Here is a 23,576-nt window from a genome sequence, read left to right on the forward strand (position 1 = left end):
CTCGTCGTGACCCGCGTCCACCATGCCCGAAATCTGCCCTAGCGTTAGGGTCTCGATGCTCTGAAGGAAAGGGAAGGCCGTGAGTGCCGTTCTCAGCAATGTCTCATGGCTGCGTTCCGGGAGGGTGTTGCGGGTGGAGGCCCTCGCCGGGCTGGTCACCGCGCTCGCGCTGATCCCCGAGGTCATCTCGTTCTCCATCGTGGCCGGGCTGGACCCGCGCGTGGGCCTGTTCACCTCGTTCGTCATGGCTGTCGTGATCGCCTTCACCGGTGGCCGCCCGGGCATGGTGACTGCCGCGGCCGGCTCGGTGGCCCTCGTGATCGCGCCGCTGGCCCGGGAATTCGGGCTGCAGTACGTGATCGCGGCGGTGTTGCTCGGCGGCACGATCCAGTTCCTGCTGGCGGTGCTGGGCGTGGCCCGGCTGATGCGGTTCATCCCGCGCAGCGTGATGATCGGCTTCGTCAATGCCCTGGCCATCCTGATCTTCAGCGCCCAGCTGCGGCACCTGTTCGACGTCTCGTGGCTGGTCTACCCGCTGCTGGCCCTGTCGATCCTGATCATCGTGTTCCTGCCGCGGGTCTTCACCGCCGTTCCGGCGCAACTGGTCTCGATCGTCGTGGTGACGGCGATCGCGATCGGGTTCGGCCTGCAGGTGCCGACCGTGGGCGATGAGGGGGCGCTGCCGGACGGCCTGCCGATGCCGGGTCTGCCCGACATCCCGTGGACGTTCCAGACCCTGAGCACGATCCTGCCCTACGCGATCGGCCTGGCCCTGGTCGGTCTGCTCGAGACGCTGCTGACCGCCAAGCTGGTCGACGACCTCACCGACACCGGCTCGGACAAGACCCGGGAGTCGTGGGGGCTGGGCGTGGCCAACCTGGCCGCCGGCCTGTTCGGGGGCATGGGCGGCTGCGCGATGATCGGCCAGACCATGATCAACGTGAAGAGCGGTGGGCGGCACCGGCTCAGCACCTTCCTGGCCGGGGCCTGGCTGCTGGCGCTGGTTCTGCTGCTCGGTCCGGTGGTGGCCCGGATGCCGATGGTGGCGCTGGTCGCGGTGATGGTCGTGGTCGCCGCCACCACCTTCGACTGGCACAGCGTGGCCCCCGCCACGCTCCGGCGGATGCCGCGCAGCGAGACCTCGGTGATGGTCGTGACCGTCGCCGTCACGGTGGCCACGAACAATCTGGCCTACGGCGTGATCGTCGGGGTGCTGGCCGCCAGCGTGCTGTTCGCCCGTCGGGTGGCACACCTGGTCACCGTCACCTCGCAGCTCTCGCCGGACCGCTCGGTGAAGACCTACCAGGTGCACGGGCAGCTGTTCTTCGCCTCCAGCAACGACATCGTGCACCAGTTCGACTACACCCAGGACCCCGATCGCGTGGTCATCGACCTGACCACGGCCCACATCTGGGACGCCTCCTCGGTCGCCGCGATGGACGCGATCCGCACCAAGTACGGTGCCCGGGGCAAGGAGGTCACGATCGTGGGCCTCGATCCGCACAGCGAGGCCATGCACGGGCGTCTGGCGGGCACGCTCGGCGGCTGATTGTTTGGTGGTCGGGGTATTTCGGCGGGGTAAGTCCACTTGCGCTATCCCCGGCCGGTGCGAAGGTCAGAGCGAGTGCAGACAGCCGCTCGGCTCTTCACGCACCAATTCCCTTTGTGAGGCTCTTATGGCCGACGAATTCGGTGCGCCCCTGCGCGCCCAGAACCCCACCACGCCCACGGAGCCGGTGTACGACCCCACCGCGCCCGTGGAGTACGCCGAAACTGCTTACACCGAAACGTATGTCGAGGATTCCGCCGGCGGTTCGGATTCCACCGAGGATGTCGCCCGGGAGCAGGCCGCCAACGTCGGTCACGGTGCGGCGCAGGCCGGCCAGCACGTGGCCGGTGTGGCCGGTGAGCAGGCCGCCGGTGTCGCCTCGGAAGCCGCTGACCAGGCGAAGAACCTGTACGCACAGACCCGTGAGGAGCTGCGCGGGCAGGCGTCCACACAGCAGCAGCGGCTGGCCGAGGGGGTGCGTTCGCTGAGCACCGAACTCGAGTCGATGGCCGACGGCGCGAACTCGGGCACCGCCTCCGACCTGGTGCGGGAGGTCTCCGGCCGGGCCGGTGACGTGGCCGGCTGGCTCGACCAGCGTGACCCGGGCGCCCTGCTGGGCGAGGTCACCGACTTCGCCCGGCGCCGTCCCGGCACGTTCCTGGCGATTGCCGCAGGCGCGGGCCTGATCGCCGGGCGCCTGACCCGGGGCGCGATCAGCGAGGCCCGCCACGAGTCCGCGAAAACTGACGCCGGGTCCGGGAAGACCGGCCGTGCCGATGCACCCGTGAACGAGTACGTACAGCCCGAGCCCTACGCGTCGTACGAGCGGTACGACACCGACGGCACCGACGGCACGGAGATCGTGGAGACCACCCGCTACGAGGAAACCGTTGCCGGGAGCCGTCTGTGAGCGCGGGTCACGGGGTTCCGGCTCCCACCCCGACCGGCGGGTCACCCTCGATCGGTGACCTGCTCGGCGACATCACCCGCGACCTGTCCACGCTGATGCGCCAGGAGGTCGAGCTCGCCAAGGCGGAGCTGCGGCAGTCGGCGAAGCAGTCCGGCAAGGGCGCCGGAATGCTCGGTGCGGCAGGCATTGCCGCGCACTTCACGGTGCTGTTCCTGCTGATCGCCATCTGGTGGTCACTGGGCGAACAGATCGGCCACGGCTGGTCCGCCCTGGTGGTGGCGCTCGTCCTGGCCGTGATCACCGCTGTGCTGGGCGTTCTCGGCCGCAACCAGATCAAGGCGGCTCCTGGGCTGCCCCGGACGACCGACAGCGTCAAGCGCATCCCGGACGCGGTCAAGGGCAACGAGGGGAACATCCGATGAGCCAGCAGACCAATTCGTCAACGTCACCGACGACGGCGGAGTCGCCGGAGGAGATCCGGGCGCGGATCGAGAACACCCGCCAGGAACTCAGCACCGACGTGAACACGCTCGCCGAGACGGTTCGGCCGGGCAACGTCGCCAAGCGTCAGGTGGACAAGGTGAAGGACGCCGCGGGCTCGGCCCGGGACCGGGTGATGGGTTCCGCCGGAACCGCGAAGGAGAAGGTCATGGGAACTGCCACGAGCACCGGCCAGAGCACGTCGTCGACCCTGGGGGACGCGAGGTCGGCGGTGAGCGACGCCGCGTCCTCGTCCCAGCAGGCCGTGGCCGGAGCCCCGGGTGCGGTCAAGGCCCGCACCGAGGGCAACCCGCTGGCCGCCGGTCTGATCGCGTTCGGCGCGGGCATGCTGCTGGGCTCGCTCCTTCCCGCCACCCGGCAGGAGGAGAAGGCCGTGACGAAGCTGAAGGAGAACGCCTCCACCGTCACCGGCCCGGTGACCGAGGTGGCCAAGGAGGTCGGTGAGAACCTGCGGGGCAGTGCCCAGGAAGCGGCCGGCTCCGTGCGTTCCACCGCCACCGACGCCGCGCAGACGGTGAAGGACGAGGCCACCTCCGCCGGTCAGCAGGTGAGGGACCAGGGAGTGCAGGCCAAGGAACAGGTACAGGAGTCGCGTTCCTGACGGTTTGGTGCGAACGCCCCCGAAGGACCGAAGGGCGGGTCTTGTCGCAACCGTTGCGCCCTGATCCGCCCCTCGGTCCCCTTCTTAGTGGTCACGCTTCGGTGTCAACCTCGGGGGCGGAGCGTGCGATGGAATACGTATGGGGGACAGTGGGCGCGTGAGCCTGCTCGACCTTGCCCCGGAAGACCAGCGTGGCGAGGTGGTGGGCCAGGGGCGGCGACCGTCGTCCTCGGCCGGGGGAAGAAGAGTCCTGCGGATCGTGTCGATCGTGGTCGTGATGCTCGCGATCACAGCGCTCGTGATCCGGATCGAACAGCGGCGGGAACGCTCGGAGAACGTTGCCACGCCCCTTCTGACCGAGGTCGTCGGGATCGGGCCGGACGGGCAGCGCATCCCGATCAGGCCGGGTACCGACCCGGCGGTGGTGGAGTTCTACCCCGGCACCCGGGTACTGACCCCGGACTCGGCTGCCGTTCTCACCCGAACCACGGTCACGGCGCAGAGTTCGGCGAGGTCCGAAGCGCTGGCCGAGGGCCAGCGGCAGTGGATCGAGGAGGGCACGATCCCGGGGGGCGACGACGGGCCGTACGCGCAGATGGTCGAGACCGCGCTGCTCGACATCCACACCCTGCTGCTGGACAACGGTGCCTCCCTGGCCGCCTGGCCGGCCGCCTGGCGGTACGTCTGGCCGCGGGACGCCGCGTTCGCGGCGGTGGCTCTGATCGACGCGGGGCATCCGGACGACGCACTGCGCGTGCTGGAGTTCCTACAGCGCCAGCAGCCCGTGGACGGGGTCTTCGAGGCCCGCTACCGACCGGACGAGACCGGCGTGCCGGACGCGAGGGGCAAGCAGTCGGACGGGGTCGGCTGGGTGTTGTGGGCGACCCTTCAGCTGGTGCAGTCGCTGCCGGCGCCGGAGGCCGAGAACGCGCTGACCGTGCTGCGTCCGATGATCGACGCCTCTACCGATGCCGCCCTGCGGCTGACCGACACCGACGACGCGCTGCCCCCGCACTCCCAGGACTACTGGGAGGTGCCGATGTACCGCCTCAGCCTGGGCACGGCCGCGCCGATCGCGCTGGGCCTGAGATCGGCGACCACCCTTCAGACCAGGCTCGGTGCCCGCACCACGGCGCAGTCCACGAAGTCCCGGGAGCAGCGGCTGAGCCGGAGCATCACCCGTGAGTTCGGTGCGCACGGGTACCCCCGCGAACTGGGTGGTGACGTGTCCGACGCATCGGTCGCGTTCCTGCTGCCACCCTTCACCGGAAAGGCCACCGCCTCGGTGGTGCGGGCCTGGAACCGGGCCGGCCGGGAGATGGAACGATCCGCCGGAGGCCTGGCCCCCGGGGTGGGATGGCGCGACGACGGCATCAGCTGGACCCCGCAGACCTCGCTGTTCGCCCTGACCGCGGCCTCCATCGGAGACACCGGTGCGGCGCAGTGGTGGATGAACTGGCTCCGTGACCACAGCACCACCTACGGTGCCGTCCCGGAGAAGGTCATCAGCACCGGGGCACCGGCCGGGCCGGCCCCACTGATCTGGTCGGACGCGCTGATGGTGCTGACGGCCGCCCGGCTCTGAGTGGCGCCCCAGTAGTCACGCAGCGGAGTGCTACCGTCACGTCCGGTAACTCGCCCGCCGCTCTGTCCTCGGGGATGTCGTGAAAATCAGACGCTGGCTCTCATTCGGTGTGATCCCTGCTCTCGGCCTGGGGGTGATACTCGCGACCCTGACCGGCGTGGAGCCGGCCACGGCCGTCACTCCCCGGATCCCGGCCACCCAGTCCGGGATGCCCTGGGCCAGTGGCGCGTTCATGCCCGACTACGTGCCCTCCGCGCAGACGGAGTTCGGCCGGCAGCGCGGCGTCGATTCCGACGTCGCCGTGGTGTACTCCGGCCGCACCGACTGGGAGTCCGTCAGTAACCCCGCGTGGCTGTACCGGACCTGGAAGAACGCCCCGCAGACACTGGTCATCAGCAGCGCGCCGTTCCCGGAGGGCCGCGGTTACTCGCTGGCCGCCTGCGCCGCCGGCCGCTACGACACCTACTGGAAGGCGTTCGGTGAGAACGCCGCCGACTCGGGCATGTCCCAGCGCACGGTGATCCGGCTCGCCTGGGAGTTCAACGGCACCTGGGTGGACTGGGCGGCCTACAGGCCGCAGGCGTTCGTGAAGTGCTGGCGCCGCATCTTCACCGCCGCCGAGGCGAAGGCCCCGAAGTTGCGCTGGGACTGGACGGTCAACCGGGGCGTCGGCGATGCCCTCAGCGATGCCACGAAGGCCTGGCCGGGCAAGAAGTACGTGGATTTCGTCGGCATCGACACCTACGACGGCTACCCGGCCGTGACCACCCGGGCCGGCTGGGACAAGCAGCTCAACGGCAACCAGGGCCTGAAGTACTGGGCGGCCTTCGCCCGGCGTAAGGGCAAGCGACTGAGCGTGCCGGAGTGGGGCCTCTACCCGGGTTATGCCTGGAAGGGGCACGGCGGTGGTGACAATGCCAACTACATGAAGAAGATGTTCAGCTTCTTCACATCGCAGCAGGACAACCTGGCCTACGAGGGGTACTTCAACGACACCGACCCGGCCCACGCGGGCGCACTGAGTCTCAACCCCAAGGCCAGGGCCGAGTACCGCCGGCAGGTTCGGTCCGCGATCAGGCAGGCCCGGGACGCTTCGTAGCGCAAGGCATTCGCAGTGCATTGTGCACTCGTAGCCTGGGGTTGAAAAGTGCTAGCAGACAGTGATGTTCGCCGCTGGAAGAACTTTTCCACAGAACCGGCACTGCGGTCCCAAGTTGTCGGTGGGTGCGCCTACTCTCATCTCCACCTACAGATCGTTTGGTGAGGGAGCGGCAAGGGTGGAGCTCATCCAGGCGCGGGCGCTCGCAGTCGGGCTCATGAGGCGTCACGGGCTGTCCGACTGGCGCCTCGTCTTCGACAACGCCAAGACCAGGGCCGGCATCTGCCGGGCCGAGCCACGGGAGATCGGGCTCAGCCGGGTGCTGGCGCAACTGCACAGCCGGGCCGAGGTCACCGAGACGGTGCTGCACGAGATCGCGCACGCACTGGTCGGCCCGGCCCACGGGCACGACGAGATCTGGCAGGCCCAGGCCCGGGCCATCGGGTGCTCGGGCACCCGCTGCCTGCCGCAGGACGCGCCCCGGCCCCCGGGGCCGTGGCGGGGTACCTGCCCGCGTGGGCACTCGATCACCCGGCACCGGCAGCCGGTGCGAGTGCAGTCGTGCGGGGAGTGCTCCCGGGCCTTCGACCCGGCGTCCCTGCTCGACTGGACGCGTAACGGCGAGGTCGTGCCGATGCACCCGAGTTACGTGGCCGAGCGGCGCTGGGTGGTGCAGCGGGTGCGCCCGGGCCGGCCGGAGCCCGCGGTCGCGGCCCGGGGCGCCATCCCGGAACCGGCCGTCACCGGCCGCGACGCCGCGCTCTTCCCGATCGGCACCCGGGTGCGCCTGATCTGCCCGGGCAAGTACGCGGGCACCACCGGCAAGGTGGTCCGGATCGGCCGCACCCGCTACCACGTGCAGGTCCGGCGCCAGCTCCTCACGGTGCCGTTCTCGCAGGTGGAGAGGTATTAGAAGGGCACCACGGTCCGGTAGCTGACGAGGTCGGCGCTGCCGCCCAGCTCGTTCGTCGGACGGGCGAGCAGGTCGTGCACGCCGTCCTCGTCCACCGGTCGTGACCAGTAGTAACCCTGGCCGATCGGGCAGCGCACCTGGCGCAGCCAGGCCGCCTGCTCGGCCACCTCCACCCCCTCGGCCACGGTGGAGAGGTTCATGGTGTGGCTCATCGCGATGATCGCCTCGGTGACGCTGGCGCCCTGGGCGTCCGAGGCCACCCGGTCGATGAACGACTTGTCCACCTTGAGCACGTCGATGGGCAGCTCGGTCAGGTAGGCCAGCGAGCTGTAGCCGGTTCCGAAGTCGTCGACCGCGACCCGCACTCCTCGTGAGCGCAACTGCGAGAGCCGCGGGATGACGTCCTCAAGATCGTGCAGCACCACACTTTCGGTGATCTCCAGGGTGAGCCGGTCGGCGGGCAGGCCGGACTCGGCCAGGGCCCGGTTGACCTGCCCGACGAAGTCGGACCGCACCAGTTGCTGGGCGGAGATGTTCACCGCCATGCCCGGACGACGCCAGTCGCCCTGCAGGGCGGCTGCGAACCGGCAGGCCTGGAAGAGGACCCAGGTGTTCAGCTGCACCACCAGGCCGGTCTCCTCGGCCATCGGCACGAACGCGGCGGGGGAGAGCAGGCCGCGCACCGGGTGCTGCCAGCGCACCAGGGCCTCGAAGCCGACGATCTTGCCGGTCTCCAGCTCGACGGTGGGCTGGTAGTGCAGCACCAGCTCGTTGCCGAAGATCGCCCGTTGCAGGTCGGCGCGTAGTTCCAGCCGGTCGAGGGCCTCGGCGTGCAGGTGCGAGTCGTAGGCCGCGACGGTGCTCTTGCCGCGGTCCTTGGCCGAGTACATCGCCACGTCGGCGTTGCGCAGGGTCTCCTCGCTGCTGATCTCACCGGGGACGGCCTCGGCCAGGCCCACGCTCGCGGTCACCAGCAGGCTGGAGCCGTCGATGACGATCGGCTCGGCGATCAGGTCGACCAGGTGCTGGGCCAGTGGTTCGGCCTCGGCCAGGGTGGTGTACTCCAGGAGCACCGCGAACTCGTCACCGCCCAGGCGGGCCGCGGTGTCGCCCGCCCGGGTCGCCCCGCGGATGCGCCGGCCGATCACCTCGAGCACCTTGTCGCCGGTGCCGTGCCCGAGCCGGTCGTTGATGTGCTTGAAGTCGTCCAGGTCGATGAAGAGCACCACCAGGGGGTGCCGGGGTTGTTGCTGGGACGGACGCCGCACCAGCGCGTGGGAGAGCCGGTCGGCGAACAGCTGCCGGTTCGCCAGGCCGGTCAGGGAGTCGTGAAAGGCCTGGTGGGTGAGGCGTTCCTCCAGTGCCTGCCGCTCGGTGACGTCGCGGAAGGTCAGCACGAACCCGCCCACGACCTCCTCGTGCAGCAGGTTCGCCAGCATGCCCTCGATCACCAGCAGCCGGCCGTCGGCATGGCGGATCCAGAGTTTCACCGCCGAGTCCTCGCCCGCCCGCAGGGTGGCCAGGAGGTGCACGAGACGGTTGACGTCCTCCGGTTGCAGAAGGGCGGCCAGGCGGGTGCCGATCAGTTGTTCCGCCGGCACGCCGAGGACTGCCGTGGCCGAGGGACTGACGTAGCTGGTGCGGGTGTCCAGGTCGAACACCGTCACCACATCGGTGCCGTTCTGCACCAGGGCCAGGAGCCGTTGCTCGGCGGCGGTGACGGCCTCCTTCTCGGTGACCGCCTGTTGCAGGGCCCGGTGTCTTTGCACCAGCCGGCGGAACCAGGCGAACCAGCCGATCGAGACGATGATCAGTAGCGACCCGTAGATGATCTGGGCCTGCCGGTCCAGGGCCTGGTGCCGGTCGGTCAGGGTCCGCCCGAGGGCCCGGGCCTGTTCGGCGAGCGTGACCAGACGTTGGGGGTCGGTCGGCGAGGCAGCCAGGGCCTCGGCCGCCTTGCGGGTGCCGGCCAGGTCTTCCCGGCTCACTCCCGCCCGGGCCAGGCCGTCCAGGGCGCGGAAGGTGCGAGGCAGCAGTGCGACGCCGTCCTGCGAGAAGGCGATGGTGTCGGTGACCTGCTGTTCCATCCGGGCCTGCAGGAGCTCCTGCCGCTGCACCGGTTCGGTGCGCCGGTAGACGCCGACCAGGAGGGCGAACTCGGCCGCCACCAGGGCGATCGTGAAGAGGGACGTGATCGTGACGCGGATCGGTGAATCGGCGTTCGTCCGCATGCCCTGCTCCTCCCCGTCGAGCCGTCATCGGCGCCGGCGGGGAGGGGCTTGAGAGGGCTCAGCCCGGCACCACGGTCCAGGTGCCGCCCGCCGTGGTGACCACGTCGCCCGGGCGCAGCTTGCGTCCGCGCCGGATCTCGGGCTCGCCGTTCACGTCCACGTCACCCGCGGCGATCATGAGCTTGGCGTCACCGCCGCTGCCGATGGCCCCGGCAAGCTTGAGGAAGGTCCCCAGGGGGATGTACTCGTCATTGATCTCGACATCTGGCACAGGGTCATGATGCAGGTCATCGGGTTGTCGTCCCAAAAGGGCAGGGGTGCGCGTCGAGCCGACGGCCACCGCGCGGCCCTGCGGGCGGGCCCCGCACCGGCGATCATGATCTAGATTTGGGTTCGTGGCCAAGACCCCGCGTACTCCTGTGCCCGCCCCGATCCGGCAGCTCGGTGACCCGGTGCTGCGCACCAAGGCCGACCCGGTCACGGTGTTCGACGCGTCGCTGGCCCAGACGGTCGAGCTGATGTTCGCGAGCATGTACGAGGCTCGTGGGGTAGGGCTGGCGGCCAATCAGATCGGGCTCTCACACTCGCTTTTCGTCATGGACTGCGATGGGGTGGTGGCCGTCGTGGCCAATCCGCGCCTCACCGAGCTCTCCGAGGAGACCGTGACGGCCCCGGAGGGCTGTCTCTCCGTCGCCGGGCACAGTTTCCCGACCGCCCGCGCGGTGCGCGCCACCGTCGTGGGGCAGGACGAGACGGGTGCGCCGATCGAGATCACCGGTGAGGACGAGGTCGCGCGCTGCCTGCAGCACGAGACCGACCACCTGAACGGCAAGGTCTACCTCGACCGGCTGTCGGGTGAGGTGCGTAAGCGGGCTCGCGCCGAGGTCGAGACGGTGCATTGAGGGGCATTGAGGTGCCTTGACGACGCGGCTCAGCACGAGTCTCTCGGGTCACCCAACGTTTCGGTCACCGATGGACCGGAGTCTCCCGGACGTCCTTCATCGGGATCAGCCAGCATCGGGATCCGGCACAGGGGGATCGGTGATCCCTGGCTGCCCCTCCGAACAGGGCTGATGATGGACGACGTGGATCGTGATGCTCTGGCCGACTTCCTGCGCCGGCGCCGGGAGGCCCTGCAACCGGCGGACGTCGGTCTGCCCGCCGGGACCCGTCGCCGGGCGCACGGGTTACGGCGCGAGGAGGTGGCCGCGCTCGCGCAGATGTCGACCGACTACTACGCCCGGCTCGAGCAGCGCCGTGGACCGCAGCCCTCGGAACAGATGATCGCGTCGATCGCCCGGGCGCTGCGCCTGACCCTGGACGAGCGTGATCACCTGTTCCGGATCACCGGGCACAACGCGCCCACCCGGGTGATGCGCTCCGACCACGTGGCACCGGGGCTGATGCGCGTGTACGACCGGCTGGACGACACCCCGGCCATGATCGTGTCCGACCTGGGCGAGACCCTGGTGCAGAACCGGCTGGCCACCGCGTTGATCGGTGACCAGGTGGCGCACACCGGAAGCGCTCGCTCCGCCGTGTACCGGTGGTTCACCGATCCCGCCGAGCGCCGGCACTATCCGGAACGGGATCACGAGTACCAGAGCCGGATTCAGGTCGCGGCGCTGCGGGCGGTCGCCGGGCTCTCGCGCGACCGGCGGGCCGCCGACCTGGTGAGCGCGCTGTCGGCCGTCAGCGAGGAGTTCGTGGAGATCTGGGTACGGCACGAGGTCGGGGTGCGGGAGACCGACCACAAGACGATCGTGCATCCGGAACTCGGCGACATCGAGGTGGACTGCCAGAAACTCTTCACTGACAACCGGGCCCAGATGTTGCTGGTGTTCACTGCCCAACCGGGTTCGGAGGGTTACGAAAAGTTACAGTTGCTGGGCGTGCTGGGAAATCAGCAGTTCGTTTCTTGAAGCTTTTTATTCTTCGGATGCGGAGGCCGGCGATACCGCTAGGAGGATTCGCCGGCCTCCGGTTCAGCGGGGACTGCTCTGCGGATGAAGTGGTCTGCAGCTAGATATCGAACTCGCCGTCTCTCGCTCCGCCGACGAACGCTTCCCATTCGGCCCGGGTGAAGGCGAACGGGGCGACATCGGGGTTCTTGCTGTCGCGCAGGAGAATCTGCCCCGTGCTGGGCAGCAGGTTCGTAGCCACCTCGACGCACGCGTTGCCGTTACCGCTGCGGCGGCTCTTGAACCATTCGGGAGTGAGGTTCTCCGTCAATTTCGAGTCCTTCCAGGAAGGTTGCGATGAGCATTCGACTCGCGCCTGGATCCAGCGAACTTTTCATGACATCTGACCAGACCAGTTGGTAACTTTCTACCTCTGCGGATTTGGTCAGATACATAGCGCCAGTCAGCAGGTCAGAGTACGCCATTGGTGGTTCCAGCGGCTCACCCGAGATCGGGTCGCGAGGGAAATGCAACAGAATGAAACCCCCACTGGCAACGCCTCCGTGCATTCCGGCAGACCAGGGAACGACGCGTAGTTCCACGTTCAGGCGCTGGGTGACGTCGAGCAGATGCCGGAGCTGTTCGCCCGCGATGCCGGAGCCCATCCCCAGCAGCCGGTGCAGCACGGCCTCTCCCATCGCCACCTCCAGACGTGGGGCCATCGGGCGGGTGAGGAGCGACTGCCGGGCCAGACGGGCCTGTACGCGGCGCGCCGCCTCGGCCTCGCCGACGAACCCGGCCGGGACCTGCATGACCCGCTCGGCGTACGACTTGGTCTGCAACAGGCCAGGAACCAGCTCCTGCTCGTAGTACTGGATCGTCGCCGCCGAGTCTTCCAGCGAGACGTACATGGCGAACCACGGAGGTAGCGAGGTCTCGGTGTAGTCGTGCCACCAGGATTTACGCGGGCCGAGCCGGGTCTCGGCCGTGAGGGCCATGAGTACCTCGCGGTCGGGTTCCGGGGCCCGGTACTGCTCCAGCATGTGCCGGACCTGCACGTCGCGGAACTTCACGCCGTCCGTACCGTTCTCCATTCGGATGAGTGTGGATTTACTCAGTTCTACCCGTTCCGCAGCTTGGTCTTGTGTGAGACCGGCCTGTATGCGGAGTCGTTCGAACTGGCGACCGATATGGCGGCGAAGCAAGGCGATTCCGATGGCCCCGGCAGGTTCAGGCATGGCGCTCGACCTTTCCATCTGATTCATCTTGTCAGGCAATTGAACACCATCTACTGGTGAGTTTGATTAGCCGGTAGTGATTTGCTGTAAGTTTTTCAGCAAACGGCTTCTGATAGTTGTCAATTCGGTGGCGAAGGAGTTAGATGCCGTCATCTCAAGAAGCCTGGGAGTCGAGGTCCGATCGCATCAGGGCCGTGGAGCTGTGAGAGAGGCTTGGTGGTGGAAAATTCAGGGGATTCTGATCCTGGTGTGAAACCTGTGCCTGGATCGTCGCCTGGGGCGCATGTTTCTGGGATTCGCGGTCTTCCGCTGCAGTCGACACGTTCCGTCCATGGCGTGAATCTGGTTGCCGCTGAGCGTGTCCCGAGAATTTTGGATCCGTGGCCCGGGGCGGGGCCGGCGGCCGGGGCCGTGGAGTGGGTCGGGCGGTTCCGCATCGACCTGGTGAACGGCCGGGGCTGGCCCGCGCCACCCGCCGAGATCGAGGTTCGGCGCGAAAGTGTGCATCTGAAGCACGAACTGGTTGAGGTAGCAGCCATGTCGAGGCGGTCGTTCGCCGGCTGGCTGGGTGCTTCGGGAGCTGTTCCGCTCAAGGCCGACCACGTTGTCTGGTCCGTACACCTGGGGGCGCTCGTCCTGGCCATCGGGAACACCTGCTACCGGCTCACGGACGAGTCCTGGCGGCAGATCGTGCTCCTGGTCTGACCGGCTGCTGCGTTGCTGATTCGCCGTCGCCGATCTCGACGACGAATCCTTTGAACGGCTCGGCCCTCGCCGACGCGTATCCCTCCACGCGTTGCTCCGTGCGGTGCTCCATCCGGGGCCGGCGGGGGCCGAGCCACGGTCTGTTCTCCCGGGGTTCTGGGCTCAGAGCTGCTCAGAGCTGCTCGGGACTCATCGGGACTGCTCGGGACTGCTCGGGATTCATCGGGATTCATCGGCACTCATCGGCACTCATCAGCGCTGACAGGCGCGGCCGGGCTCGGGAACAACCGCTGATCAGATGTGCCCGAAAGGGAGGCTGACTCTGCCTCGCCCGGCGCCCGGGGTCTCATCGGCTCAGCCGCCGGCGATGCCCGCCGGCGGTCAGGACGGGCACCGACGGGACACGGATCAGTTCGTGGCGAGCACGACGGGGAACACCGCGGTAGCTCCTGCCCGCCGGAGCTGGCGTGCGGCGACCGTCAGGGTCCACCCGGTGACCGTGCGGTCGTCGATCAGCAGGACCGAGCGCCCGTCGATGCCGTCGTTCTCCAGGTTGAGCTGGTAGCGGTCGGCGACGGCCTTCACCCGCTGGGCCGAGTTGGCCGCGCCCTCCCCGGGGGTGGACGCCGGATCCGGCACCAGGCTCGCGGCCATGGGTAGCCGCAGATACTTGGACAGACCTTCCGCGAGGTGCCGCACGAGCTTCGGCCGGGACAGCGACTCGATCACGACGATGCACTCCGGCGCCTGGGGAAGCTCCCAGCTGTCGAGCACCGCCACGATCGCGTGGCGCAGGGGCACCGGCACCTCACCGTCGGGCGTTCCGGGATCGAAGAGCTCGCGCAACTGGGCGCCCCACCCGAGGTCGGTCACCCCGGCGACGGCCCGGCCGGGCTCGGCCTGCTCCGCCGGCGCGATGCGGCCCTTCAGCGGCACGCCGAGTTCGGCCATGCCGTTCGGCCACTGCCGGCGCGCGTCCACCGTCACGCCCGGGCGGCTCAGCACCTCACCGGCGGTCTCCACGTCGGAACCCTGCACCTGCACGTCGAGCTGCACCCCGCCGCACCGGTCGCAGCGACCACACGTACCGGCCGTGTCGTCGTCCAGCGTGCGCCGCAGGAACTGCATCCGGCACCCGCGCGTGCTGACGTAGTCGAGCATCGACTGCTCCTCGGCCCGACGGGTGGCCCGCACCCGCTCGTACCGATCCTCGTCGTACTGCCACGGCTGCCCGGTGCTGACCCATCCACCGCGCACCCGCTGCACGGCGCCGTCGACATCGAGCACCTTCAGCATCATCTCCAGCCGGGAACGGCTCAGATCGACCTGGGTCTCCAGGAGCTGGGTGGACATCGCCCCGTCCCGCCCGGCCAGGGCGTCGAGGGTGACCCGCACCTGGTGCTCGGCCGGGAACGCCAGACCGGCGAAGTAGTTCCAGATGTCCCGGTCCTCCCGGCCCGGCAGCAGCACCACCGTGGCCTGCGACAGGCCACGCCCGGCGCGCCCGACCTGCTGGTAGTACGCGATCGGCGAGGGCGGCGCGCCCAGGTGGATGACGAACCCCAGGTCGGGCTTGTCGAAGCCCATGCCCAGCGCCGAGGTGGCCACGAGTGCCTTGACCCGGTTGCCCAGCAGATCGGTCTCCGCGGTGCGACGCTGCGCCTCTTCCGTCTGCCCGGAGTAGGCCGCGACCTCGTAACCGGCTGCCCGCAGGTGCTCGGCGACCTGTTCGGTGGCGGCGACCGTGAGGCAGTAGATGATGCCCGACCCGGGCAGGGTCTTCAGATTCTCCGCGAGCCAGGCCAGGCGTTGCGCCGGTGACGGCAGTTCGACCACGGCCAGGTGCAGGGAGTCGCGGTCGAGAGTGCCCCGCAGCACCAGGACGTCGTCCAGGGTCGACGTGCCCGTGACCGACAACTGCTCCGCGACGTCGGCCGTGACCCGCTCGTTCGCCGTCGCCGTCGTGGCCAGGACCGGAACCCCGGCCGGGAGCTCGGCGAGCAGCGTGCGGATGCGCCGGTAGTCCGGCCGGAAGTCGTGACCCCAGTCGGAGACGCAGTGCGCCTCGTCGATCACGACGAGGCCGGTGGCCGCCGTCAGCCGGGGGAGCGCCTTCTCCCGGAAGTCGGGGTTGTTGAGCCGCTCCGGGGAGACGAGCAGAACGTCCACCTCGCCGGCGTCGATCGACCGGTACACCTGCGCCCACTCGTCCAGGTTGGAGGAATTGACCGTGACAGCCCGGATGCCGGCCCGCTCCGCGGCCGCGATCTGGTTGCGCATGAGCGCCAACAGCGGCGAGATGATGATGGTCGGCCCGGACCCGGCGGCCCGCAGCAGAGCGGTGGCCACGAAGTACACCGCCGACTTGCCCCAGCCGGTCCGCTGCACCACGAGGGCACGACGCCGGTCGACCACCAGCGCCTCGATCGCCACCCACTGGTCGTCGTGCAGTCGCGCCTGCGGCGAACCGACCAGATTGCGCAGCGACTCCTCCGCACGGGCGCGGACCTCGGGGTTGCGGGTGGCCGTAGGTGTCGTCGTCACGGGAAGGAGCCTGTCATGAGGGTCCGACAGTTTCCGAACGCCGGGCTCCGCCTGTGGATGAACCGCAGGTCGTACCGGCTGTGGACCGTACGACCAGCAGGCTGCTCAAGCGCCGTGGCGATACGGCCGATCCCCTTCCCGTGAGTCCTGCCTCCCTCGCTCCCAAAGCCGGCGACGCCACCAGCCTCGGCCTCCCGCGTCTCTGCCTCGGCTTCGCCGTCATCCACGCCGTCAGCTCGGTGCTCGGCCTGGTCATGGAGGTCGAGTACCGCGGAGCCCTGATCGCTGTCGACGGGGCCGCGGCGGTGATCTTCCTGCTGATCGGATTCATGGCCTCGACCCGGCGCCTGCCCGGCTGGCGACGTGAGACCGCGGCGGCGATCGTCCCGATCCTCGCCGCGACGGCCGCCTGCGCCCGGGCCGGCCTGATCGAGCAATACTGGCCGTCCGCCGAGCTGATCCTCGCCGCGGCCGCCGCCTGCGTGGTCAGCGCCCGCAACTGGTTCTGGTCGGTGCTGGCCGCCTGCGGAGCGCTCTGGGTGGGCTGCGTGATCACCCCCGTCGTCCGCGGTGGCTTCACCGCCGACGACGCCGCCCGCTGGATGAACATGCTGCTGCTCATCGTCGCCGCCGGAGCCCTGGCCACGGCGGTACGCCGCGCCCGCACCAGCGCCGCCATGGCCCTGGTGGACGCACATCGTCAGGTGATGGAGCAGTCGGTGAAGGACTCGCTGACCGGCGTGGCCAACCGCAAGGGCCTCGAACTGGTCGCCCGGCCGATGATCGACCTGGCCCGTCGTCAGGGCCACGCCGTGCACGCACTGGTCGTGGACGTGGACACCCTGCGCGGGATCAACGAGGAACACGGCATCAAGGATGGCGACGCCGTTCTCGTGGCTGTGGCCGAGGCCCTGCTGACCGCCACCCGGGCCACCGACGTGGTCGCGCGATGGGGCGGCGACGAGTTCGTCATGATCGGCCCGGGCACCGGCACCTCCCCCCTGGAGATGGAACGCCGGATCCGCTCGCACCTCGCCGAGAAGGTGAAACTGCCGCGTGAGATCTGGCAAGGACGGGTCAGCGCCGGTATCGCCACCCTGGTGCCCTGGGACGCCGACGAACTCGAGGGCCTGCTGGAGCGCGCCATCCAGGACCTCTCGCTGCGCCGGTCACTGAAGCGCCGGGCCGCCGCCCGGCTCAAGGAGGAGGACGACGAACTCGCCAACGTCCCCTCGCCCGATCTCCGGGAGAGCACACCCCCGGCCGATCCTGAGGACAGAGGCGGTTCCTGAGACCGAGGCCGTTCCTGAAGCCTGAGCCCGACGGCGCCCCAGGGACCGTCCATCCGCGCTAGCCTCGGCGCTCATGGCCGGTCCCGTCGCCGTCGTCACCGATTCCACCGCCTATCTGCCGGCCGCCGTGTCGGCCGACCTGGGCGTCACCGTGGTTCCCCTGCAGGTCGTCGTCGGCGGCATCTCCCGCCCCGAGGACACCGGTTCGGGTACCGACATCACGTTCGACGCGCACGACGTGGTGTCGGCACTGCGGGCGAACAGAACGGTGACGACCTCCCGCCCGTCCCCGCAGGTCTTCGTCGACACCTACCGCCGCCTGCAGGCCCGCGGATTCTCCGCCGTCGTCTCGGTACATCTGTCCGGCGACATCTCCGGCACGGTCGAGGCCGCCCGTCTGGCCGCGTCCGAGGTGAAGACCGACGGATTCACCGTGGAGGTCGTCGACTCCCGCTCCCTCGGCATGGGCCTGGGGTTCGGCGTCCAGGCGGCCGTCGCCGCCGTCGCCGCCGGGGCCACCGTGGAGACGGTCGCCCGGGTCGCCTCCCGCCGTTCGCTCAACAGCTCCATCTACATCTACGTCGACACCCTGGAATTCCTGCGCCGGGGCGGCCGGATCGGCGCCGCCACCGCCTGGCTGGGATCGGCACTCACCATCAAACCCGTTCTCGCGCTCGCCGACGGACGCCTCGAGCCGCTCGAGCGCGTCCGCACCACTGCGCGGGCCCTCACCCGGCTGGTCGAGCTGTCGGTCGCCGAGGCCACCGGGGAAGGGGCCACCACCCACATGGCCGTGCATCACCTGTCCGCCCCGGACCGGGCGGACGAGGTTGCCGGCCGGTTGCGCGAACACCTGCCCGCGATCGGGGAGATCCCGGTCACCGAGGTCGGGCCGGTCATCGGTGCGCACGTCGGGCCGGGGGCCGTCGGCGTGGTCGTGGCCCGGGACCTGGATCCTCTCGACTGACTTTCCACAGCCCGGCACGAAGGCCGGGTTGTCCACAGGCAGGGGTATCAGACCGGTCATCCGGAGGCCGGTCACCTAGCTTCGGGGAATGCGCACCGATCCTGATGAACCTCCTCGGTTGAAGCGGCTTCTCGAGGATTCGTGGCGTCAGGCCGAGCGCGGTCAGGCGCCTGATCACGGGCCCTGGCCCGACGACTGGTCCAGTGGTGGCGCCGATGCTGCACCGGGCCAGAACTCGCTGCGCGAGAGCCTGGTGCGAGAAGGCCTGGTGCGAGGGCGGATCCGTGGGGGTTCCCGGTGGGAGGTGCCGGTACGGGCCGCGGTCGCCGCGGCGGTGCTCGCGTTCGCCGTGGTGGTGGCCACGGGCGGCCTGCTGTTGTGGGGTGGTGAGGACGACGGGGTGGCCATCGGTGCGTCACAGCCCTTGGTGAGTATTTCCGTTGTACCGACCCCGATGGAGGACGCGTCTGCCGGCATCGGTCGGTCCCCGTCACCGAGCGCTGTGGGGGCAGGCGGGGTCGTGCCGTTCCGGGTTCACGTGGTCGGCCAGGTGCGGCGTCCCGGGGTGGTGTCGCTGGCGGTGGACGCCCGGGTGCAGGATGCGATCGAGGCGGCCGGGGGAGCGACGGGCAGGGCTGACCTGACCCGGATCAACCTGGCGCGCAAGGTGATTGATGGGGAACGCCTTCTGGTGCCGAAACCCGGGCAGAAGGTGCCGGACGAGGTACCGGCACCGTCGGCGCCCGGGTCCGCGTCGGCTGGAGGCGGGGCTCCCGGCGCGCCGGTGGACCTCAACACCGCCACGGTCGGCGAGCTCGATGCGCTGCCGGGGGTCGGGCCGGTGCTGGCCGGTCGGATCGTCGAGTGGCGTCAGGCCAACGGTCGGTTCACCACGGTCGACGACCTGAACGAGGTCTCGGGCATCGGTGACAGCACGATGGAGAAGCTGCGCCCGATGGTCCGGGTATGAGCCGGCTGCGCGAGGCGACCCGGATCTGGCTGGGCACGGGTGGGGCCCGCAGAACTGCTCCCGGTGAGGGGGTGAAGGCCGCCCCGGCGAAGCGGCGGACGCCGCGCCCGGCTCCTGACCTGCGACTGCTGCCGGGGGCCGGGGTGGCGTGGTTGCTGACCTGGGGCGTGCTGGTGCTTCCGGCCCGGACGGTGCTGATGCTGGGTGGAGGGCTCGCGGGGCTTCTGGTGGCCGGGCTGGGCGGTGCGGCGATTCACCTGCGGCAGGCCTCGGCATCACGGCGGTCCGTGCGGACGGGAGTCGGTGGGGTCGGTTCCCTCTGGTCCCATCTCGATCGGGTGACCGCTCGGGCCGTCGCCTCCGCAGATCTGCGGGCGGGGCGCCGCCGGGGCCGCCGTGTGGCAGATCCCCTCCGGGGCCGCCGTGTGGCAGATCCCCTCCGGGGCCATGGATCTCGTCGGAGCCCGGTGGCTGCGTCCCGTCGCGCGCCCGGCCGGTACCGGGCGCGCACTCCGCTGACGACCTGGGCCGCGGGCCTGCTGCTCGTGCTTGCTCTGGCCGCCCCGGTCATGGCGCTCACCGGGCTGCGTCTGCTGCACCGTGAGCAGGATCCGCTCAGCGCGGTGGCCGGCCGGGGGATGACCATCACGTTCGAGGGCAAGGTATCCGGTGATCCGAAGCGGTTGTCGGCCACGTCGTTCGGGGGTGAGCCGTTGTACCTGGTCCGCATGGGGATCAGCCGGGTCGAGGCCCGGCAGCACGCCGTGGCGAGCTCCGCCCGGCTGGTCGTGTTCGGTACCGGCGGATGGGGCGATCTGGTGGCCGGGCAGGAGGTTCGGGCCTCGGGCCGGGTCAGGCCGGCTGATCCGGGTCAGCCCGAGGCCGCGGTGACGTTCGCCCGGGGTGGGCCGGTGGTGACGCATCCGGGCTCGTGGCCCTGGCGGTTCGCCGAGTATCTGCGGGAAGGACTGCGGGAGGCCTGTTCCGGGCTGCCGGACGATGCCAGAGGACTGTTGCCGGCGCTGGTGGTCGGTGACACCTCCGGCCTCGATCCGGACCTCGAGGCCGATCTGCAGGCGGGCGGGCTGACCCACCTCACAGCCGTCAGTGGCAGCAACGTGGCGATCCTGGGTGCGGTCACGTTCGTGCTCATCGGTGCGCTGGGAGGTGGCAGGCGAGTACAGGCGGCCGGAACCGCGCTCGTGATAGCGGGTTTCGTGGTGCTGGCGCGACCCGAACCGAGCGTGCTGCGGGCGGCGGTGATGGGTGTGCTGGCCCTGGCCGGCGCGCTGATGGCGCGGCGCCGGGCCGGAGTGCCGATGCTGGCGGCGACGGTGGTGCTCCTTCTGGGTGTTGATCCCTGGCTGGCGCGAAGTTTCGGTTTCGCCCTGTCGGTCCTGGCTACGGCCGGCCTCCTGCTGCTGGTGCCGGCCTGGCTGTACCGATTGCGGCGCTGGCCGAAGGCACCCGTACTCGCGCTCGGTGTGCCGGTGGCCGCGCAGGTGGTGACGGCTCCGGTCACCGTTCTGCTCGACCCGGTCGTCAGCCTGGTCTCGGTGCCGGCGAACCTGCTGGTGGACGCCGCCGTCGCTCCGGCCACGATCGCGGGTGTCGTGGCGGCCGCGCTCTCGCCCGTCTGGCCCTTCGGTGCGTCCGCCGTGGCCTGGGTGGGTGGTCTGGCAACGCAGTGGATAGCGGTGGTCGCGCACCGGGCCGCTGTCGTTCCTGCCGGGTCACTGCCCTGGCCCGACGGCCTGGCCGGGGCCACGCTGCTGGCGGCGCTGAGTCTGCTCGGCATCAGCCTGCTCATGCGCGGGGCCTGGCGTACCGCTGTCCTGCTGCCCCTCGTCCTGGGAGTGTGCCTGGTGCTGCCGCGCTGGATCCCGGTGCTTCCGGGCAGCGGCCCACCCGCCGACTGGACCGTGGTGCAGTGCGATGTCGGGCAGGGCTCGGCCACGGCGATCCGCAGTGGCCCGGACCGTGCGGTGCTCGTCGATGCAGGCCCCGACCCGGATCGGGCCGACCGCTGCCTACGGCGCATCGGTGTGCACCATCTCGACCTGGTCCTTGTCACGCACTTCCACGCGGACCACGCCGAGGGCCTGGAAGGTGCCCTCGACGGACGGGGAAGTCCACCGGTCTACGTCAGCCCCGTGGCTCTGCCCCCGGTACCGGCCCGTGACGTCACCCGTCTGGCACCGGGCGGGCGGACGATTCCCGTCACGACCCAGGTCACGGGCACCGCCGGTACCGGGGCCTGGCAGGTGCGCTGGCGACTTCTCCCGCCACCGGTGTCTGCCGTTCGCGCGGGTCTGGCCGCAGCGTCCGAACCTGAAGGAGACAAGATCAACAACGTCAGCGTGGTCATGCTCGCCGAGGTACGCGGACTGAGGGTCGCCGCTCTGGGCGATGCCGAGCCGGAAGCGCAGCGAGCCCTGCTGCGCACACTCGCGGCCGGGCCTGACGCTGTGCCCGGAACTGTGTCTGGAACTGTGCCGGGGGCCGTGTCTGGAACTGTGCCGGGGGCCGTGCCTGGACGAATGGTCGGGGACGACGGTGCTGATGTTGTTGTGCTCTCGCACCACGGTTCCGCGAATCAGGAGGAGCGGCTGTACCGCTTCCTGCACCCACGGGTCGTGCTGATCGGGGTGGGCGCGGACAACGACTACGGGCATCCGGCCCCGAAGGCGCTCGCGATGCTCCGGCGGATCGGGGCGGTGGCCTTCCGGACGGATACCCAGGGGCAGATCGCGGTGACCGGGGGCCCTGGCGATCTTCGGGTGGTGACTGCTGGATGAGTGCGGACGGGATCCGGGTGAGGAGAGGTGAGACGGAGGTGAGGGCCGGTGGGTGCGAGCGACTGGCTGGGGGTGAGGGCAGGCTGGGGGTGAGGGCAGGCTGGGGTGAGGGCAGGCTGGGGTGAGGGCAGGCTGGGGTGTGGACAGGCTGGGGTGAGGGCAGGCCGGAATGAGGGTCGGCTGGGGTGAAGGTCGGCTGGGGTGAAGGTGGGCCGGGGTGGAGGTGGGCCGGGCGACGTGAGGGCCGTGATGTGGGGGCAGCGCGGGCGGGGTGAGGTTGTGCGGGACCAGCTCTGTCCGTGCGGGGAGAGGCTTTAGGGTGATGGCGTGGCTGCAGCAGGAGCGGGTTCCCGATCGCGGAGCGGGTCGAAGTCGACGGCCAAGTCGACGAGTAAGGCGAACAACCCGATCGTCACGCCCGACGCGGTCCGGCCCGCGCCGGTGCTCCTGGTCGTCGGGTCCGAGAGCATCTTCGCCGACCGTGCGGTCTCCAACGTGCTCGCGGCGGCGCGGGCTGCCGACCCCGAGACCGAGGTCGAGCGCATGGAGGCGGCCGGGTACCTGGCCGGCATGCTCTCCGTCGCGACCAGTCCGTCGCTGTTCGGCGGCGGCAAGGTGGTGGTGCTCGAGAACGTGGAGCAGGCCAACGAGGCACTGGTCACCGATGTCACGGGCTACCTGAGGAATCCGTCGCAGGAGGCCTGCGTCGTGATCCGGCACTCCGGTGTGCTGCGGGCCCGTCCGTTGCTGGAGGCCGCCCGGGCGCTCAACGCTCCCGAGGTGCAGTGCCAGCCGATCACGCGGGACGACGAGAAGGTCGAGTTCGCTACGAACGAGTTCCGTCGCGGCGATCGCAAGATCACGGCGGCCGCCGTGCGGGCCCTGGTCGACGCCGTCGGCAACGACCTGCGGGAGCTCGCCGCCTCCTGCTCCCAGCTGATGAACGACGACGAGACCGCCCGTATCGACGTCGACTCGGTCGAGCGTTACTTCGGCGGCCGGGTCGAGGTCACAGGCTTCAAGGTCGCGGACGCCGCCGTCGCCGGTCACGCCGAGGAGGCCCTGGTACTGCTGCGGCACGCCCTGGCCACCGGCGCCGACCCGGTTCCCCTGGTCGCCGCTGTCGCCATGAAGGTGCGCGGTCTGGCCAAGGTGTCCGCCGCGGGCCGGGGATCGTCCGCGTCCATGGCCAAGTCACTGGGCATGGCCCCGTGGCAGATCGACCGCGCCCGCCGCGAGCTCAACGGCTGGGACGAGTCCGGTCTGGCCACCGCCGTGATGGCTCTCGCCGAGGCGGACGCCGGGGTCAAGGGTGGCGGCCGCGACCCGGTCTACGCCGTGGAGCGCCTGGTGCTGACGGTGGCCCAGAGCCGCCGGTAACTCAGAGCCGCCGGTGGCCCAGGTTTGTTGGTGGCCCAGGGCCGCCGGAGTCCAGAGCTGTTGGTGGCTGAGGGCCGCCGGAGTCCAGAGCTGTTGGTGGCTGAGGGTTGTTGGTGGCCAGCGTCGCTGGTGGCCCAGGACGGGTGGCCCCCGATCATGTGCATTCGTTGCGGCAGACACGCAAGGAATGCACGATCTCTCGCCTACGCCTGCCAGGGGGTAATGGGGAAGATCCGTGCGGACACGGCGCACGGAATTTCCCCAATCCTGGAGCGCACCGGTGGCCGCGAAGGTCGGCCGGGTCCCCGTTCGGGGTCATCCGGTGGTGTCGCGGGGATGGGGCATCTTCCGGCCCAATGTTGCTGGTCGGAGCATTTCCTGATCACGAACAG

At 69.9% G+C, this 23,576-nt stretch carries 20 protein-coding genes; 15 read left to right on the forward strand and 5 right to left on the reverse strand.

Features of this window, described 5'->3' with window-relative positions:
* Window positions 1-79: 79 nt before the first annotated feature.
* From QSK05_RS30775 to QSK05_RS30805, 7 genes are all read left to right on the forward strand, one after another.
* Window positions 80-1,549: a SulP family inorganic anion transporter gene (locus QSK05_RS30775; RefSeq protein ID WP_285600895.1), complete on the forward strand. Its 1,470-nt coding sequence runs from the start codon at window positions 80-82 to the stop codon at window positions 1,547-1,549.
* A gap of 127 nt (window positions 1,550-1,676) precedes the next feature.
* Window positions 1,677-2,459 (forward strand): hypothetical protein, encoded by a 783-nt coding sequence (locus tag QSK05_RS30780; RefSeq protein ID WP_285600896.1) that lies wholly within the window; start codon window positions 1,677-1,679, stop codon window positions 2,457-2,459.
* Window positions 2,456-2,881, forward strand: a complete 426-nt coding sequence (locus tag QSK05_RS30785) for a phage holin family protein (protein WP_285600897.1) — start codon at window positions 2,456-2,458, stop codon at window positions 2,879-2,881. The genes QSK05_RS30780 and QSK05_RS30785 overlap by 4 nt, the downstream gene beginning before the upstream one ends.
* On the forward strand, window positions 2,878-3,561 hold the full coding sequence (locus QSK05_RS30790) for a DUF3618 domain-containing protein (RefSeq protein WP_285600898.1): 684 nt from the start codon (window positions 2,878-2,880) through the stop codon (window positions 3,559-3,561). The genes QSK05_RS30785 and QSK05_RS30790 overlap by 4 nt, the downstream gene beginning before the upstream one ends.
* Window positions 3,562-3,718: 157 nt before the next feature.
* On the forward strand, window positions 3,719-5,146 hold the full coding sequence (locus tag QSK05_RS30795) for a glycoside hydrolase family 15 protein (protein ID WP_285600899.1): 1,428 nt from the start codon (window positions 3,719-3,721) through the stop codon (window positions 5,144-5,146).
* Window positions 5,147-5,225: 79 nt separating this feature from the next.
* Window positions 5,226-6,245 (forward strand): glycoside hydrolase family 26 protein, encoded by a 1,020-nt coding sequence (locus QSK05_RS30800; protein ID WP_285600900.1) that lies wholly within the window; start codon window positions 5,226-5,228, stop codon window positions 6,243-6,245.
* 178 nt (window positions 6,246-6,423) lie between these two features.
* A complete protein-coding gene (locus QSK05_RS30805) occupies window positions 6,424-7,158 on the forward strand; it encodes a SprT-like domain-containing protein (RefSeq protein WP_285600901.1) in 735 nt (244 codons plus the stop codon).
* Here the strand turns inward: QSK05_RS30805 and QSK05_RS30810 are convergent.
* Together QSK05_RS30810 and QSK05_RS30815 are read right to left on the reverse strand one after the other, a co-directional pair.
* Entirely contained in the window at window positions 7,155-9,389 is a 2,235-nt protein-coding gene (locus QSK05_RS30810) for a putative bifunctional diguanylate cyclase/phosphodiesterase (protein WP_285600902.1), read from the reverse strand. The two genes, QSK05_RS30805 and QSK05_RS30810, sit on opposite strands and share 4 nt — an antisense overlap.
* A 58-nt stretch (window positions 9,390-9,447) precedes the next feature.
* Complete coding sequence (locus QSK05_RS30815) at window positions 9,448-9,660, reverse strand: RNA-binding S4 domain-containing protein (protein WP_285600903.1); 213 nt, start codon at window positions 9,658-9,660, stop codon at window positions 9,448-9,450.
* A 124-nt stretch (window positions 9,661-9,784) separates the two neighbouring features.
* Here QSK05_RS30815 and def point away from each other — a divergent pair, with 124 nt between their 5' ends.
* Both def and QSK05_RS30825 read left to right on the forward strand, forming a co-directional pair.
* Entirely contained in the window at window positions 9,785-10,291 is a 507-nt protein-coding gene (gene def / locus QSK05_RS30820) for a peptide deformylase (RefSeq protein ID WP_285600904.1), read from the forward strand.
* Window positions 10,292-10,474: 183 nt separating this feature from the next.
* Window positions 10,475-11,311, forward strand: coding sequence for a helix-turn-helix transcriptional regulator (locus QSK05_RS30825; RefSeq protein ID WP_352303228.1), 837 nt, complete (start codon window positions 10,475-10,477; stop codon window positions 11,309-11,311).
* 100 nt (window positions 11,312-11,411) lie between these two features.
* Here QSK05_RS30825 and QSK05_RS30830 read toward each other — a convergent pair whose 3' ends face one another.
* The gene (locus tag QSK05_RS30830) at window positions 11,412-11,621 is read right to left on the reverse strand and encodes a DUF397 domain-containing protein (protein WP_285600906.1); all 210 of its coding nucleotides are present in this window, start codon (window positions 11,619-11,621) and stop codon (window positions 11,412-11,414) included.
* Window positions 11,572-12,555 (reverse strand): helix-turn-helix domain-containing protein, encoded by a 984-nt coding sequence (locus tag QSK05_RS30835; protein ID WP_285600907.1) that lies wholly within the window; start codon window positions 12,553-12,555, stop codon window positions 11,572-11,574. Before QSK05_RS30835 ends, QSK05_RS30830 begins: the two co-directional genes overlap by 50 nt.
* A gap of 309 nt (window positions 12,556-12,864) precedes the next feature.
* On the opposite strand from QSK05_RS30835, the gene QSK05_RS30840 reads away from it, so the two are divergent.
* Window positions 12,865-13,233 (forward strand): hypothetical protein, encoded by a 369-nt coding sequence (locus QSK05_RS30840; RefSeq protein WP_285600908.1) that lies wholly within the window; start codon window positions 12,865-12,867, stop codon window positions 13,231-13,233.
* A 408-nt stretch (window positions 13,234-13,641) separates the two neighbouring features.
* Here QSK05_RS30840 and QSK05_RS30845 read toward each other — a convergent pair whose 3' ends face one another.
* Window positions 13,642-15,777, reverse strand: coding sequence for a RecQ family ATP-dependent DNA helicase (locus tag QSK05_RS30845; protein ID WP_285600909.1), 2,136 nt, complete (start codon window positions 15,775-15,777; stop codon window positions 13,642-13,644).
* Window positions 15,778-15,917: 140 nt separating this feature from the next.
* On the opposite strand from QSK05_RS30845, the gene QSK05_RS30850 reads away from it, so the two are divergent.
* The 5 genes from QSK05_RS30850 to holA all read left to right on the forward strand — a co-directional run bounded on the left by QSK05_RS30850 (window position 15,918) and on the right by holA (window position 23,184).
* Complete coding sequence (locus QSK05_RS30850; RefSeq protein ID WP_285600910.1) at window positions 15,918-17,069, forward strand: GGDEF domain-containing protein; 1,152 nt, start codon at window positions 15,918-15,920, stop codon at window positions 17,067-17,069.
* Between the two features lie 73 nt (window positions 17,070-17,142).
* Window positions 17,143-18,036, forward strand: a complete 894-nt coding sequence (locus tag QSK05_RS30855; protein ID WP_285600911.1) for a DegV family protein — start codon at window positions 17,143-17,145, stop codon at window positions 18,034-18,036.
* A gap of 118 nt (window positions 18,037-18,154) precedes the next feature.
* On the forward strand, window positions 18,155-19,006 hold the full coding sequence (locus QSK05_RS30860; protein ID WP_285600912.1) for a ComEA family DNA-binding protein: 852 nt from the start codon (window positions 18,155-18,157) through the stop codon (window positions 19,004-19,006).
* Complete coding sequence (locus QSK05_RS30865) at window positions 19,003-21,804, forward strand: ComEC/Rec2 family competence protein (protein ID WP_285600913.1); 2,802 nt, start codon at window positions 19,003-19,005, stop codon at window positions 21,802-21,804. Before QSK05_RS30860 ends, QSK05_RS30865 begins: the two co-directional genes overlap by 4 nt.
* A 327-nt stretch (window positions 21,805-22,131) precedes the next feature.
* Window positions 22,132-23,184 carry a DNA polymerase III subunit delta gene (gene holA, locus QSK05_RS30870; RefSeq protein WP_285600914.1) on the forward strand — a complete coding sequence of 351 codons (1,053 nt, stop codon included), beginning with the start codon at window positions 22,132-22,134 and terminating at the stop codon, window positions 23,182-23,184.
* Window positions 23,185-23,576 lie beyond the last annotated feature (392 nt).

The sequence above is a fragment of the Kineosporia sp. NBRC 101731 genome (assembly GCF_030269305.1).
Taxonomy (GTDB): Bacteria; Actinomycetota; Actinomycetes; order Actinomycetales; family Kineosporiaceae; genus Kineosporia.